General features: G+C 64.9%; 15 protein-coding genes and 1 tRNA gene. 7 read left to right on the forward strand and 9 right to left on the reverse strand.

Going from position 1 to position 13,690, the window contains the following annotated elements:
* Position 1: 1 nt before the first annotated feature.
* The 4 genes from D5S18_RS03900 to D5S18_RS35225 all read right to left on the reverse strand — a co-directional run bounded on the left by D5S18_RS03900 (position 2) and on the right by D5S18_RS35225 (position 4,068).
* Positions 2-1,453 carry a sensor histidine kinase gene (locus D5S18_RS03900; protein WP_239003520.1) on the reverse strand — a complete coding sequence of 484 codons (1,452 nt, stop codon included), beginning with the start codon at positions 1,451-1,453 and terminating at the stop codon, positions 2-4.
* Positions 1,450-2,184, reverse strand: coding sequence for a response regulator transcription factor (locus D5S18_RS03905; protein WP_120038094.1), 735 nt, complete (start codon positions 2,182-2,184; stop codon positions 1,450-1,452). The genes D5S18_RS03900 and D5S18_RS03905 overlap by 4 nt, the downstream gene beginning before the upstream one ends.
* An 82-nt stretch (positions 2,185-2,266) precedes the next feature.
* Positions 2,267-3,820, reverse strand: a complete 1,554-nt coding sequence (locus D5S18_RS03910) for an alpha,alpha-trehalose-phosphate synthase (UDP-forming) (protein WP_239003521.1) — start codon at positions 3,818-3,820, stop codon at positions 2,267-2,269.
* Between the two features lie 77 nt (positions 3,821-3,897).
* Positions 3,898-4,068, reverse strand: a complete 171-nt coding sequence (locus tag D5S18_RS35225) for a hypothetical protein (protein WP_203236578.1) — start codon at positions 4,066-4,068, stop codon at positions 3,898-3,900.
* A 132-nt stretch (positions 4,069-4,200) separates the two neighbouring features.
* Between D5S18_RS35225 and D5S18_RS03915 the strand changes: the two genes are divergently transcribed.
* The 3 genes from D5S18_RS03915 to D5S18_RS03925 all read left to right on the forward strand — a co-directional run bounded on the left by D5S18_RS03915 (position 4,201) and on the right by D5S18_RS03925 (position 5,628).
* Positions 4,201-5,034 (forward strand): alpha/beta fold hydrolase, encoded by an 834-nt coding sequence (locus D5S18_RS03915; RefSeq protein WP_120038096.1) that lies wholly within the window; start codon positions 4,201-4,203, stop codon positions 5,032-5,034.
* A gap of 145 nt (positions 5,035-5,179) precedes the next feature.
* Positions 5,180-5,422 (forward strand): MbtH family protein, encoded by a 243-nt coding sequence (locus tag D5S18_RS03920; RefSeq protein WP_120038404.1) that lies wholly within the window; start codon positions 5,180-5,182, stop codon positions 5,420-5,422.
* A 134-nt stretch (positions 5,423-5,556) separates the two neighbouring features.
* A tRNA-Thr gene (locus D5S18_RS03925) sits at positions 5,557-5,628 on the forward strand.
* Between the two features lie 190 nt (positions 5,629-5,818).
* Here D5S18_RS03925 and D5S18_RS03930 read toward each other — a convergent pair.
* Positions 5,819-6,262 carry a hypothetical protein gene (locus tag D5S18_RS03930; RefSeq protein WP_120038098.1) on the reverse strand — a complete coding sequence of 148 codons (444 nt, stop codon included), beginning with the start codon at positions 6,260-6,262 and terminating at the stop codon, positions 5,819-5,821.
* 153 nt (positions 6,263-6,415) lie between these two features.
* Here D5S18_RS03930 and D5S18_RS03935 point away from each other — a divergent pair, with 153 nt between their 5' ends.
* Genes D5S18_RS03935 through D5S18_RS03955 form a run of 4 tightly spaced genes read left to right on the forward strand, consistent with a single transcriptional unit; the run spans position 6,416 to position 9,705 of the window.
* Complete coding sequence (locus tag D5S18_RS03935) at positions 6,416-6,997, forward strand: DUF3558 domain-containing protein (RefSeq protein WP_120038100.1); 582 nt, start codon at positions 6,416-6,418, stop codon at positions 6,995-6,997.
* A gap of 52 nt (positions 6,998-7,049) precedes the next feature.
* Complete coding sequence (locus D5S18_RS03940; protein WP_147403842.1) at positions 7,050-7,463, forward strand: hypothetical protein; 414 nt, start codon at positions 7,050-7,052, stop codon at positions 7,461-7,463.
* A complete protein-coding gene (locus D5S18_RS34730; protein ID WP_158607790.1) occupies positions 7,463-8,932 on the forward strand; it encodes a hypothetical protein in 1,470 nt (489 codons plus the stop codon). Before D5S18_RS03940 ends, D5S18_RS34730 begins: the two co-directional genes overlap by 1 nt.
* A gap of 5 nt (positions 8,933-8,937) precedes the next feature.
* Entirely contained in the window at positions 8,938-9,705 is a 768-nt protein-coding gene (locus tag D5S18_RS03955) for an ESX secretion-associated protein EspG (RefSeq protein ID WP_239003522.1), read from the forward strand.
* A 106-nt stretch (positions 9,706-9,811) separates the two neighbouring features.
* Here D5S18_RS03955 and D5S18_RS03960 read toward each other — a convergent pair whose 3' ends face one another.
* The 4 genes from D5S18_RS03960 to D5S18_RS03975 form a co-directional block, all read right to left on the reverse strand.
* Positions 9,812-10,654, reverse strand: a complete 843-nt coding sequence (locus tag D5S18_RS03960) for a helix-turn-helix domain-containing protein (protein WP_120038110.1) — start codon at positions 10,652-10,654, stop codon at positions 9,812-9,814.
* Between the two features lie 325 nt (positions 10,655-10,979).
* Positions 10,980-11,486 (reverse strand): hypothetical protein, encoded by a 507-nt coding sequence (locus D5S18_RS03965; protein WP_203236579.1) that lies wholly within the window; start codon positions 11,484-11,486, stop codon positions 10,980-10,982.
* A gap of 98 nt (positions 11,487-11,584) precedes the next feature.
* Positions 11,585-12,103, reverse strand: a complete 519-nt coding sequence (locus D5S18_RS03970; protein WP_345789698.1) for a very short patch repair endonuclease — start codon at positions 12,101-12,103, stop codon at positions 11,585-11,587.
* A gap of 230 nt (positions 12,104-12,333) precedes the next feature.
* Entirely contained in the window at positions 12,334-13,674 is a 1,341-nt protein-coding gene (locus D5S18_RS03975; protein ID WP_120038115.1) for a DNA cytosine methyltransferase, read from the reverse strand.
* Positions 13,675-13,690 lie beyond the last annotated feature (16 nt).

A 13,690-nucleotide genomic window follows, 5' to 3' on the forward strand; every position in this document is an offset into this window, starting at 1 on the left:
CTCAGGCGGTTCCGCGCGGCAGCCGCACCGTGAACGTGGTGCCCGCACCGGGTTCGCTCGCCACGCGCACCGTGCCGCCGTGCGCGGTGACCAGCGCCTGCACGATCGAAAGACCCAACCCGGTGCCGCCGCTGCTGCGGGTGCGGGAAGCATCGGTGCGGTAGAACCGCTCGAAAACCCGCTCGGCCGCGTCCTCGGGCAGACCCGGTCCGGTATCGGCCACCTCGAGCAGCACATGATCCGCCGCCGGAGTCAGCCGCACCGTGACGGCGGCCTCGGGCGGGGTGTGGGTGAGGGCATTGTTGAGCAGGTTGCTCAGCACCTGACGCAGCCGCTCCGCATCCCCCAGCACCTCCAAAGTGCCCTCGCCCGGCCGGATCTCGAGCTGGATCGGGCGGCGCGGACCCTCCGGACGCGCGGCCGCGGCCACCGCGCGGGCATTGTGCACCGCGTCGCTGGCCAGACCCAGCAGATCCACCTCCCGCAGATCCAGCGGTCGCTGCGCGTCCAGCCGGGCCAGCATGAGCAGATCCTCCACCAGCAGACCCATTCGCTGCGCCTCGCGCTCGATCCGATCCATGAACATGGCCGGATCCGCCGTCACACCCTGCCGATACAGCTCCGCGAAACCCCGGATCGTGGTCAGCGGGGTGCGCAATTCGTGGCTGGCATCGGCGACGAAACGCCGCATCTTCGCCTCGGAACGCACGGCCGCCTCCTCCGAGGCCTCCGTCGCGGCGAACGCCTGCTGGATCTGGGTCAGCATGCCATTGAGCGAGGTGGACAGCCGGTCCACCTCGGTCTTGGTGCCGCGCACCGGAACCCGGCGATGCAGATCCCCGGCCGCGATGGCGGCTGCGGTCTTCTCCACCTCGCGCAGCGGGCGCAGACTGCGCCGCACGATGAAATAGGAGGCCGCGCCCAACAGGATCAACACCACCGCGCCCACGATCAACTCCAGGGCCACCAGCCCGCGCAGCACCTCGTCGTTCTGGGTCAGCGGCATGGCCACCGTGGTGGACCCGTCCGGGGTGAACAGGGTGACCACCCGCCAGTGGATGGACGAACTACCCTGGGAATCAACTGTTTTCGGCTGGTCCGCTGGCGGGTCCGGCAGCTTCGGCGCCGCATCCACGCTGTAGGGCCGCAGCACCAGCTTCTGCGGATCACCGTGCCGGGTGGCGACGATATAGAACGGGCTCGGGGCATGCCGCGCCTCGGGCGGGGGCAGCGGCGGCGCCTGCGTCAGACGATCCGGGCGCGCCCAGGAGTAGGCGGCCCGCCGCAGCTGATCATCGGTCTGCCGCAGCAGCGACTTCTCGAACACCGAGGTCACCGCGATCCCCGAGATCAACAGACCGAGTGCCGAGGTGAACACCAGGATCAGCACCAGCGTCACCCGCAGCGGCACCGCGGCCAGCCTGCGCGAGACCGCGAAGCGCAGCGAACTCACCTGCCGGACCGGCGATTCGGCGCCCGCATCACATAGCCGACCCCGCGCAGCGTGTGGATCAACCGGTCCGCGCCGGTATCCACCTTCTTGCGCAGATACGACACATAGGTCTCCACCACCCCGACCTCGCCGCCGAAGTCGTAGCGCCACACGTGATCCAGAATCCGCGGCTTGCTGAGCACCGTGCCCGCGTTGACCATGAAATAGCGCAGCAGCGTGAACTCGGTGGGGGACAGCGGAACCGGCTCGCCGGCCTTCCACACCTCGTGGGTGTCGTCGTCGAGCTCGATATCCTCGAAGCGAATACGCGAACTCTCCTTCACCGGCGCGGCGTGGCCCGCCCGGCGCAGCACCACCCGCAGCCGAGCCACCACCTCCTCGAGGCTGAACGGCTTGGTGATGTAGTCGTCGGCGCCCAGCGTCAGCCCCGCCACCTTGTCCTGCACCTCGTCGCGGGCGGTCAGGAAAAGCACCGGGGCCTCGATCCCGTCGGCCCGCAGCCGCCGCAGCAACCCGAAACCGTCCATACCCGGCATCATCACATCGACGATCAGCGCCTGCGGACGGAAAGTGCGCGCCCGATCCAGCGCCTGCGCGCCATCGCCCGCCGTCTCCACCTCGAAACCCTGGTAGCGCAGGCTCACCGCGAGCAACTCCACGATCATCGGCTCATCGTCGACCACCAGCACCCGAGCCTCGGGGCCACCGCGATCCGCCGGCGCACCATTCATGGATCAATGGTGCCCTGACGGACTGGGAGGCCGCTGGACCTTACCCGGGCGATTCCTGTGAACCAGGCTCGGCGGATCGGGATCAGCGCGGGTACACGTCGTCATCGGTGAGCAGGGCGCTGCCCGCCACCTGATCCTGGGCCAGGGCGTCGAGGAAGGCGCGTGCCCAACGATCCACATCGTGGGCCAGCACCTGGCGGCGCAGCGCCCGCATCCGGCGGCGCTTGGTCTCCTTGTCATCCTCGATGGCCGAGGAGATCGCATCCTTCACACTGTCCAGATCATGCGGATTGCACAGGTACGCCTGCCGCAATTCGGCCGCGGCGCCGGTGAATTCGCTCAGCACCAGCGCGCCGTTGAGTCCGCTGTGGCAGGCCACATACTCCTTGGCCACCAGATTCATCCCATCACGCAGCGGGGTGACCAGCATGACATCGGCCGCGACGAAGAAGGCCATCAACTCCTCGCGCGGAATCGGCCGATGCAGATAGTGCACCACCGGATGACCGACACGGGAGAACTCGCCATTGATCCGACCCACCTGGCGCTCGATATCGCCGCGCATCTGGATATAGCTCTCCACCCGCTCCCGGCTCGGCGTGGCCAACTGCACCATGACCGTCTCCGACGGATCCACCCGGCCGTCGACCAGCAGTTCCTCCAACGCGGCCAACCGGATATCGATGCCCTTGGTGTAGTCCAGGCGGTCGACCCCGAGCAGAATATTCTTCGGATTACCCAGTTCGGACCGGATCTGCGCGGCCCGCTCCCGCACCGAGCGGCGGCGCGAGACCTCGTCGAGTTCGGCCGAGGAGATGGAGATCGGGAACGCGCCGACCCGCACCGAGCGGAAACCCACCTGCACCACACCCAGTTTCGAGCGCACGCCTACGGTGCCGCGCGAAGTGGGCTGCCCGGCCAACCTGCGCGCCAGATACAGGAAGTTCTGCGCGCCGCCCGGCAAATGGAAACCGATCAGATCCGCGCCGAGCAGACCCTCCACGATCTCGGTGCGCCACGGCATCTGCATGAACAACTCGACCGGCGGGAACGGGATATGCAGGAAGAAACCGATGGTGAGATCGGGACGCAGCATGCGCAGCATCTTCGGCACCAGTTGCAGTTGATAGTCCTGCACCCAGACCGTGGCCCCCTCGGCGGCCACCTTCGCGGTGGCCTCGGCGAAACGCCGATTCACCGTCACATACGCCGACCACCACTTGCGCTCATAGTTGGGCCGCACGATCACATCGTGATACAGCGGCCACAGCGTGCCATTGGAGAAACCCTCGTAGTAGTCCGCCACCTCGTCCGCGCCGAGCGGAACCGGATGCAGTTCCAGACCGTCCTCGATGATCGGATCGATATCGACATCGGGCACCCCGGCCCAACCGACCCACGCCCCCTTATTGCTGCGCAACACCGGCTCCAGCGCCGTGACCAGGCCGCCGGGACTGCGCTTCCAGCGGCTGGTGCCATCCGCAAGACGCTCCAGATCCACCGGCAAGCGATTGGCAACGACCACGAAACCCGAACCGGCACCGCTGGATTCGGTGCCGGAGTGATCGTTGCCTCGATGGTGCTCAGGTAGTTGCTCGGAATTGTGCGACGGCTGGTCGATCATTGGTCCACTCACGCATCCTTTGCGCGTCGTTGGTTCCGGCGAATATTCAGTTGTGTATTTCCAGTAGTCCGAGGGCTCGGATCAGGTGATTACTCGACGCGCGAGCTGGGGCCGATGCCGAGCATGGACAGCAGCATCCGGCACTCGTCGGCGTCCTCCGCGTAGGCCGCCACGACCCGCTGCGCCTGACGCGCGGTCTCATCGGCCAGCGGTTCCAGATCGTCGTCCGCGATGTCGTTCGCGCTGCTCTTCGCGGCCATCTCGTTGTCCTCCCGTGCAAATACGCTCGTGCGTGCGAATAGTCAATGGTATCTGGCGGACGCTGGGGTGCGCCCAACCCCACCACCCCTATACCGTGGGTGCGCAGGGTCACCTCCACGAAAGGGTCGAAGATGCCGTTGGCCACGGTAAACGGAATTGCGCTCAACTACCAGGTCAAGGGCGACCGGGCGCGTGGCACCGATACCAAGGGCGGCGGGCCGCTCGTCGTGATGATCATGGGCACCGGCAGTCCGGGCCGCGTCTGGGAACTGCACCAGGTGCCCGCGCTGCTGGCGGCCGGATACCGCGTCTGCACCTTCGACAACAGGGGTATCGCCCCATCCTTCGACGCCGCCGCCGGAATGCGCATCGAGGAACTGGTGGCCGACACCGCGGCCCTGATCGAACTGCTCGACGAGGGTCCGGCGCTGATCGCGGGCACCTCGATGGGCGCGCGGGTCGCCCAGGAACTCTCGCTGACCCGACCCGAACTGGTCCGCAAGGCGGTCTTCCTGGCCGGACATGGACGGATGGATCAATTCCAGCAGGTCCTGTCCCTCGGCGAGAACGAACTCGACGAGCAGGGCATCAAACTGCCAGCCAAATACGAGGCCGCCGTCAACGCCGTGATGAACCTCTCCCCGGCCAGCCTCGCCGACCCCAACACCGCCCGCGACTGGCTGGACCTGTTCGAATTCACCGGCGGCCCCGTCGCACCCGGAATCCGCGCCCAACGGCGCATGGACCACAGCTTCAACCGGTTGCAGGCATACCGGGGGATCACCGTCCCCTGCCTGTCCGTCGGCTTCGCCGACGACCGGATGATTCCCCCCTACCTCTCCCGCGAGGTCGCCGACGTCATCCCCGGCGCCCGCTACCTGGAGGTGCCCGACGCCGGTCACTTCGGCTATCTGGAGCGACCCGAGGCCGTCAACAAGATCCTGTTGGACTTCTTCGCCGGCTGAAGAGGAGGGGGGCGATGAGGTAACCCCCCATCAGTAACGTCTAACTTGCTAGGGTCGAAACATCGCTCGGGGTTCGTTCGACGCCGACGGTGTCGGAGGGGCCCGGAGCAATCCCGTACAAGCGCCAGTATCCAGTGAGGTGAAATTGAGCACCAATCCCTTCGATGACGAAGACGGCCGCTTCTTCGTCCTGGTCAACGACGAGGAGCAGCACTCGCTGTGGCCGTCCTTCGCGGAGGTTCCGGCGGGGTGGCGGGTCGTATTCGGCGAGGAGAGCCGCGCGGCCTGCGTGGAATACGTGGAGAAGAACTGGACCGATATGCGTCCGAAGAGCCTGCGCGATGCGATGGCTGCCGACGACGCGGCCCGGCAGGGCGCCCAGTCCTGATCCGCAGTAACCGAAACCGCTGCTCAGCGGTGCCGATACTGCGCGGGACCAACAAAACCAGACCGCCGATTGCGCTGCCCGCCAAACCCGGTGCCGCGCAATCGGCGAGTCCGGTTATGATTGCAACGCTTTCCGCCTCCTTAGCTCAGTGGTAGAGCACTCGCCTTGTAAGCGAAAGGTCGTCAGTTCAATCCTGACAGGGGGCTCCGAGAGGAACGGGTGCACCGGATGACGGTGTGCCCGTTCGTTGTGTTGGTGGGTGGTTGCGGTTGCTCAGTGGTAGAGGCTGCGTCGGATTTGTAAGCGAAAGGTCGTCAGTTCAATCCTGACAGGGGCTCCGAGAGGAACGGGTGTACCGGGTGATGGTGCGCCCGTTCGTTTTGTTCGTGGGGTGCGTCACGCCTCGGGGCGCGGGTCGAAATGTTCGTCCATCTCGTGGCGCAGTGATTCGCGTAGATCCTCGTACTCGTCGGCCTCGCCGCGCGCGTGCGCGCTGGCCCCGTGCAGGTAGTTGATCGCGCCCAGCGTGACCTGTTCGAGCGGATCGCCTTCCGGGCCGAGGTGTGCCAGCCGCGCGGCGATCATCGCCGTCGAACCGACCACATCGAGTCCACCCGGCCGCGCCACCGGTAGCGCCTTCCACCACATGTCGGTCAGCGTGGCGGCGAATTGCGCCGACGCTTCGGCGAATTGGCCCCATAGTTGGGCCATCTGCTCGGCATCGCGATCCAGCGCCAAGGCGGCGGCGTGGTCCTCATCCGTCCTGGATGTCGAATTCCCTTGTGGTTCAATCAGTTCCGCCGCCACCGGAGTGCTGTCGTTCGCTATGTCGTCGTCCACGTCGTCCCCTATAGGTGCCGGCCGCACTCGTCCGATCCTCACGGTAACCCACTGCGCAACCATCGTCGCCGAGTTTCGGGTGGAACCGCGAACGGGAGCGGTGCGGCTTATTCTGTTGGGAACGGTGGGGCCTAGGCAGGGGAGAGGTTGTCGATGCGTTCAAGGGCCGGATCGCGCGGGGTGCGTGTGGTTCCCGTGGTGCTGGTGGGTCTGGCGGCGCTGGTGGTTGGGTGTAAACCAGGTGGGAGTGAGAAGGCTCCACTGACGCCGCCGCCGCTTTCCGATGTGCTGTGGAACCCGTGTACGGATTTGTCTGACGACGTTCTACGTGTTCTCCGGGTCAACCCCGCTGACAAGCATGTCGGCATCGATTCGGGAAACCCGACCAATGCCGCCGCGAAAAGCTGCTCATGGAACTCAACCGAAGGGCCATATGGCGTTGGTGTCGGAGCTGAACGTTTTTCCCTGGCTGATGTGCGAAAGAACAAGGTTCTCCTGAACTTTCGTGATGTTCGGGTGGGATCAAGGCCCGGTCTGATGTACCAGGACAACATCGCAACAAACGATGGTTCCGCAGACCCGTTGACTTGCTATGTCAGCGTGCCCTACAAGCAAGGCTCGATCGACCTGTTCATCTACTGGTCCAGGGGAGAGGAATCGAAAGCGTCCCAACTGCCCCCGTGCGATATTGCGCTGAGTCGCGCCACGGATTTGGTTTCCTATCTGCCGCAATGAGTGACATACGTCCAAAGAGCGATGGTGCTCAAGACGACTATCAGGAGGGAACATGGCAGAACCACAGGGCGATCCCAATACGCCGAGACCCGCCGACCAAATAGCGTACTGGCGAGGTCTGAAGCGGGAGGCGGAGGCTGGAACATTTCGGCTGGACGTCGATCTGGCTCGAGCATTGCGGAATCGGGTGGAGACGATGCGCAAGCACCTCGACGAGGATCTTCTCCGAACTGCGCGGCGACTAGCGCGCCTCAACGGCTTCGGTACGTTGCCGTCGTCGGTAGTGATGAAGGAAGCATTCGAGAAGAAAGCCGAAGGTGCGCCGGACTCGGCAGGCAGACAGTACAGGGCAGCGGTCGATGTCGTCGTCGCGATGCGCGATACCTACGACGCCGTGATCCAGAAGCTCACCGCACAGGATCAGGCCAATGCCGCAGCGATCAATCAGGCAACCGAGGGGGCGTAATGGGATGGTTCGAACTGCACGGCCCGAAGGAGATGGCCGAGTGGGTCGCCAACGCGATGGAGGTGGCAGCCGGGCAGTCGGGGCGGCACAAGGCGGAGCAGCAGGAGCAAGATCGCCACGATCGGCAGGAAAAAGCCTCTCGTGACTGGGATTCGGCTCGTACCGGCGCGAACGTCGGGTTCGATTCGTACCGCGCCGAACATGCGGGCGGTTTCGATCCGGCAGTGCTCGTCGGTGACAAACTGGAGTCGTTTCCTTCATGGTCACATCAGCGAATATGGGATGGACTCAACGACGCTGCCGACCCGGTAGCTACCGCAGCGATCAACGATGCCGCGCAGGCATGGCGAGATCTTGCCTTCAAGACAAAGCAATACGCCGACGAGTTCGCCCACGGTGTCGCTCAAGACGTGCAGCAGATGATGCAGGGCCGGTCCGCTGAGGCGTTCATCGAAGCCACACGCCAATTCTGCGGCGACATCGAGAAGCTTTCGGTCGCTCAGCATATCGTCGCACGGACCATGGCGTTGCATGGCGACTACTTGGGTCAGGTGAAGGACTCGGTTCCGCCGCCGGAGAATTCGGGCGGTTTCAGCGATATGTTGATAGACCACCTGCCGTTCCAAGGATATTTCAAGGGCACGCAGCATCGCGCGGACGAGGCGGAGAAGGATGCGCAGCGCGTGATGCAGGATGTCTACCAGAAGAATGTGGTGCGTGATGTCGACCCGGTGCGGCCGGTATTGCCGACTCCGAGCAATCCGGTCAATGGCCCCGGCGGATCCGATCCCGGTATCTCGCGCGGCGGACAGCAGCCGGGCGGGCGGGAGGCGGGGTTCGCGCCGACGGGACCCGGTGGACAACCTTCGGGCGCAGGGGATTCCGGTGGTGGTTCCGCGCCGGGAACCGATGGTCCGAAACAGGATTCGCGGGCACCCGGTGGGAATCCGGATCCGACGGGTACGAATCCGTCGGGCAGCACCGCGCCCGCTGCCGTCGCACCCACCGATTCGTCGGCGGGTAATTCGCGGCAGGGTGGTTCGGGCATCGGTGGTCAGGGCGGGCAGCCTTCGATGCCAGGCCCTGGAGTGGGCGCCGTGCCGGGGATCGGGCGGCGGGAGCGGAATTCCGGTGGTCCCGGTGCGAATTCCGGTGGTCGCGGTACGGGCGGCTCCGGGGGGAATCCCGGTGGCCGTGGCCTGAGTGGGAATCCTGTTGGGCGCGTGGCCAATCCGGTGCCGGGCGCGCCGGGGATGAAGGTTCCCGGCGAGTCGGTGCCCAAAGGGGCGGCCAGGCCGGGACAGTCGGGCATGCCCGGTGCGCCGGGCGGCATGCCTGCGGCCGGTCGCGGAAAAGGCGATGACGAGCGCGAGGTCAAAACCAAGGACTATCTGGTCTGGGATCGCGGTTCGGAATTGCTCGGCACGCCGCCGCCCGCGCTGCCGCCCGGTGGTGTGATCGGCGAATAGCGCAAATGAATGAAAGACGTTGGCGCATGGGTGGTTTGACATTCACCCTGGCGCTGGAAGCCTTCGGTCGCGATCGGCTGCCCTATCCGCTGCGGTATCTGCCGGATCATCTCGACGCACTCGACGATTACGCCCGCGCTCGCGCCGAGGCCGCTCAGCAGTTGGTGAACGCGGCGGACGAGCAGTTGTTCCGCACCGTGTCGACACTGCTGAATCCGCAGGTCCGCGTGGAGATCCACGGTGTCTACGGCCAGGGATTGGACAGGGTGGTGCGCGTGCACGCGGGTCTCGTCGGCCGCACAGCCGCCTTGGCCGCCCAAATGCCCGGCCCCACACCGGAATACGGTGGCGACGTAATCCTGTTCGCCTGCGCGTCGGAGGATCTGCCCACCCATCTCGCGGCGAACCTGCCCGCTTTCCGACCCGGTGCGGAACCGCCGATCACCGGCCGCAGAAGCGATCTCGCCGCAGTCGAATACGCGCGCCACCCAACCAGGTTGTCGCACAAGGAAAAACTCGACCGAATCCTACGCCGCAGGCGTTCGGGTGTCGGCGAGGTCACCGTCTATCCCGGCGGCGCCATCGATGCGCGCCCCACAGCGGACGGCCAGGGCTTCCACTGGCTGGACTACGGCCCAGCCGACGGCAGATACCTGCTCATCCATCACAATCGCGACGAGTTCACCCTCGTGCCCGGCACGACCGATGAGGTCACCAACCGCCTGCGTGACCTGCTACTCGGCACGCACCACGCGGTAGCGCGCCGCGGCTGACCCACTCGACAGTGCGGCCCGCGCTTTCGTCGTCCCGATCCGGCGTCGGATTCGGCCATCCCGATGAGCGTCCCCAAGCTCCGCGAAAGTGCGTCGAGTAGGACGGCTAGCGGCCCCGGAATCGTTGGGAGAGGGTTCGTAGCGCGTCCGCCGAGGCCGCGTCGATGGGGGTGTAGACCTTGAGGCGGTGGTCGGGACTGTCCGGCTGGAGCCAGACCTGGTAGGCGACGCCGGCGTCGCCGATGGTCGGGTGGCGCAGGTGCATGGCTCCGACTGTGCAGTCGGCGACCGCGCCGGTCGCCCACAAGGCGGCGAATTGGTCACCGCGCATGGCGAGTTCGCCGATCAGATCGGCCAAGCGCGCGTCGGTCGGGAATCGTCCGGCGGTCAACCGCAGGTAGGCGACGTGGATCCTGGCGAGTTCATCCCAATTGCGGTGCAGGTGCCTGGTGCGCGGGTCGAGGAAGAACATTCGGGGGATTGAGGGGCGGGTGTCGGGGTGATTCGGCGCCGCGAAGTCGAGGTGTTCGGCGAACAGCATGTGGCCCGCGCGGTTCCACGCGAGGATGTCGCCGCGGCGACCCAGCACGATCGCCGGGGTCGTGTCGGCCAGCGCCCCGAGCAGCGCGAGGACCCGAGGATGCGGTTGCTCGACCGGCGGTTCGGCGAGGTCGCCCGCAGGCCGACGGGCAAGGTTGCGCAGGTGGGTGGTCGCCACGGCGTCGAGTTCCAGCACCCGCGCGAGTGTGTCGAGTACCTGATCGGAGGCCGCCTCCGCCTTCGTCTGCTCCAACCGGATGTAGTAGCCGACGCTGACCCCCGCCAGATGAGCAAGTTCTTCGCGAGGCAATCCCGGAACCCGCCGCGCGCTCCCATAGGTGCGCAGATCGATCTGGTCGGGGGTGACCCGGTCGCGGCGGGTTTTCAAGAATGCTCCCAGGCTCTCCACGCCTTCGAGACTAGGTGCCCACCAGTTGCGGGCGCGTGCATCTGTCAGGTGTACTCACCTCAGGTGGCCGGCTGGCGGTGGACCCGAGTTGCAGCGCCTTCGGAATGAGGCGAAACGTTGCCTGCTCGACCGACATTCGATCCAGGCTCGGCCCACGCAGCAACAGTTCGGTCCGCGATCGGCAGCCCGAGTCCGGAAGGCCTGGCAATGCATCCGCTCACATCTGGGTGCCGATGGCTCGGGACTGGAATCGGCACACCGCTGGGGATTCTCGGTCGACGGAGCCGAGAGCGTGTCGATACCTCGCACCAAATGCTGAATACGGTCATTCCGTCAACTGGCGGCGGACGTAAGCCAAGTCGATGCCGCAGTGTTGGGCGATCCGTTCGTGCTGCGCCTCGAGCTTGTCGTCGACCGGTTGGGTTCCGGTGACGAACACGACGATCAGTGGCCGGCTTCCGCCGGTGACCGCTTGATTGACGGCCGCCCACAAGAGGTCTCGGAACGTTCGGGGGCGTCCCCAGCAGAGGTACCGTCGTGTCCCACCCGATTCCACTCGGCAATGCATCGGCTTCTCGCCGAGGCTACCGGGCACCGTGGTCCAAGTGTCGCCGAGAACCTCGCGGATGAACTCGCCGGGTGGTGATAATCGCCGAGTGGCGTATCGCGCGAACGGACCGACATTCTCCAATGCGCGGGTGTATTCCTTCAGCGGACCATCCTTGATCCACACGCGCATTCCTTCGGCTGTGTAGTAGTCGGCCAGCTCGCCACCGATCAGGGGATCCTCCACCCACTGCGTGTAGTACTTGGTCTTCTCGCGTGACGACATTTCCTCCCATTCGATCATTCCAACCTGTCGGTACAGTTCACGGAGAACGGCGTCGCGGATCTCGGGTGGAACGCTGATCTCAGGCACGGCACTCTCTCTCATCGGTCTGTCACGGGAGTTGACTTGCCGAGCGCGTCGATCACGCGTTCGGCGGCGATTTCGGGATCTTCGTGCTCCCAGCAACGGACGACAGTCCATCCTGCTTCTGATAGTGCACGATTGGTGTCCTCATCACGGAGTCGGTTGGAAGCGATCTTCGTGGCCCAGAAGTCCGAGTTCTTGGTCGATGGTCGATAGTGCGCGGGGCAGCCGTGCCAATAGCATCCGTCGACGAACACGGCCACACGAGCACGCGGAAAGACGATGTCTGCGGTGCGTCGGAGCTCGGAGATCGGTCGCGCGGAGACGCGATACCGAAGACCGTGTGCGAACAGAAGCGCACGGAGCTGGAGCTCCGGGCTGGTGTCGCGGCCCCGATTCGCCCGCATCACTGCTTGCGCGGAAGGCGATGAGGCCCACGATTCCGCAGCCGGTACCTCATCTCGCACGAGGCCGGCAGCGCGCGCCAGCGCCCACCCCTCGTTCAGCTTCTCGAACCGAGACGACGAGTTGCTCACTGCTCCCAAGGATCTGGATACGGTACGCCCATCGGACCGCCATCTGAGGTAGGCACGGACGCTTCGGCCGGCAGCGACCAGCTTCAAGATGACGGAACCCTTTACGGTGCGACCATCGGCGAGCGGTACAACACGCCGATGAGCGCCACCGGCACTGCGATTCTGCTCGCTGTCCACCGTGGTTCTGGATCGACCGGGTCGCGGCTTCCACGCTCGAGCGGGCACCATTGTCACGCGCGGTTCTCGACATCCTCCAGGACCTCGAAGACGGCCCTGGCGAAGACCTCTCCCAATAGTGGCGGAACCGCGTTGCCCAACTGCCGCATCTTCTCGCTACGCGGACCACTCAGGATCCAGTTGTCGGGGAAGGTCATCACGCGAGCCACTTCGCGAACTGTCATGTACCGATGGCGATAGCGTCGACGAGCACCTCTGAACCCCGGTGCCAGATCATCTGTCAGCAGCACCGATTCGCCTCCGGGAACCCCATGCACGCCAGCCTTTACCGTCTTTGCGGGGCGGTCGAGAACATTGGGGGTGTGGCCAGTGTATATGCGCGCGTCCGGCCACCCGACGTGATCCATCGGCATATCCGGATACTGCACGCGGTCGAGCCGGTTCCAGCGAATCTTGGGCAGCCGCGGCAGCGGCCCCTCGTGTGGGGAGATCGCGTCCCGGAGCGTGCGCCATGGTAAAAGCTTCAATTCGTCGAAATCGAGCGATGACTGGGCGGGAAGTTCCGCGATGACCCGCTCTCGAACATGTTCCGGTACTCCTGGATGATTCTGCCAATACCGACCATTCGCAATGGATTGATACAACGCTGCTTCCGAATGAGTCTTCTTCACCTTTTCGAAAAGAATCGACTCGTCTATCTTGAGGTCGCTGCGAAATGCCAGGATAATGACACGATTTCTGATCTGCGGGACGCCGTAGTCGGCGGCATTGACTTCGAATTTGTACACCTGGTATCGCTCGGTCGCGTCTCCCGAGGAAATTTTTTGCCGACCTTGCAGGGTGGCATTGTGCTCCGTCCAGGGAACGGAATCGTCTCGCTCGACAAACGGGAATTCAAGCTCGCGGAGAATGTACTCGAAATAAGGCCTGAATGAGGGGCGAAGAAGGCCGCGGACGTTTTCGCAAATAACAGCCTTCGGCTGAATCTCCCGAATCGCTCGAAACATCTCCGGGAACATGTTCCGCTTGTCCTCGTCGCCTTTGGCTATACCGCCGAGGCTGAACGGTTGGCACGGAGGCCCACCGGCCAGGAGATCGACCCTGTTGTGCAGGTAGCGCATATCGACAGTGGTGACGTCACCACGAACCAGCAGCCCTTTGCCGTGCTCGGGTACCCGTTCGTTCTCGCCTCTCGGCTCAGCGCCGTTGGCTTCCAGTGTGTCGCAGGCGTGTTTAACGAACTCGTTCAGGAGGAGGGGCTGAAACCCCGCACGATCGACAGCCATCGCCAGACCTCCTCCGCCGGCGAATAATTCGACCGAGGTCTTCGGTGTCGACGCTGGCGGGTTCGGCACAGGTGTGATCCTTGCTTGTCGGCGGTGGATGTTGATCATCTCGGGACATACTCGG

The organism is Nocardia panacis, assembly GCF_003598715.1.
GTDB lineage: Bacteria > Actinomycetota > Actinomycetes > Mycobacteriales > Mycobacteriaceae > Nocardia > Nocardia panacis.